The sequence below is a fragment of the Thermosynechococcus sp. genome, assembly GCF_046299635.1.
Taxonomy (GTDB): Bacteria; Cyanobacteriota; Cyanobacteriia; order Thermosynechococcales; family Thermosynechococcaceae; genus Thermosynechococcus.
On the sequence record NZ_JBKBHV010000062.1, the window covers coordinates 1 to 896 of the forward strand.

Genomic DNA, 896 nt, shown 5'->3' on the forward strand with positions numbered 1-896 from the left:
TTACCACGGGGGAGTACCTCTTCTGGGAAGACAAAGTTTTCATGGGGTTGGTCTTGAGGTGCCATCCAAGCACGGATGCCCTCGTTCAACAACAGGTTCTTCGTGTAGAACGTCTCAAACTCAGGGTCCTCCGCTGCCCGAATCTCCTGCGAAATAAAGTCATAAGACCGCAGGTTCAGCGCTAGACCCACCACGCCAATCGCACTCATCCACAGCCCTGTCACCGGCACAAACAACATGAAAAAGTGCAACCAGCGCTTGTTCGAGAAGGCAATCCCAAAAATTTGGCTCCAAAACCGGTTCGCCGTCACCATCGAGTAGGTCTCTTCCGCTTGGGTTGGCGTAAAGGCGCGGAAGGTGCTCGCCGAGTCTCCATCTTGGAAGAGGGTGTTCTCCACCGTTGCACCGTGAATGGCACACAACAGCGCACCCCCCAGCACACCAGCCACCCCCATCATGTGGAAGGGGTTCAACGTCCAGTTGTGGAACCCTTGGAAGAACAGTAGGAAGCGGAAGATGGCGGCTACCCCAAAGCTGGGGGCAAAAAACCAGCTGGATTGCCCTAAAGGATAGATCAAAAAGACGCTGACAAAGACGGCAATGGGGGCACTGAAGGCAATGGCGTTGTAGGGACGGATGCCTACCAAGCGGGCAATTTCAAACTGCCGCAGCATGAAGCCAATGAGACCAAAGGCGCCGTGGAGGGCAATAAAAGTCCACAGACCCCCCAGTTGGCACCAGCGGGTGAAGTCCCCTTGGGCTTCGGGTCCCCACAGGAGGAGGAGGGAGTGCCCCATGCTGTTGGCGGGGGTGGAAACGGCAACGGTGAGGAAGTTGCAGCCTTCGAGGTAGCTGGAGGCCAGACCGTGGGTGTACCAAGAGGTGACAAAGGTGGT

At 56.5% G+C, this 896-nt stretch carries 1 protein-coding gene; it reads right to left on the reverse strand.

Annotation, left to right across the window (positions count from 1 at the left end; genetic code table 11):
- The coding region (gene psbD, locus ACK4IR_RS12325) for a photosystem II D2 protein (photosystem q(a) protein) (RefSeq protein ID WP_409874640.1) at positions 1-896 on the reverse strand (896 nt) is incomplete at both ends.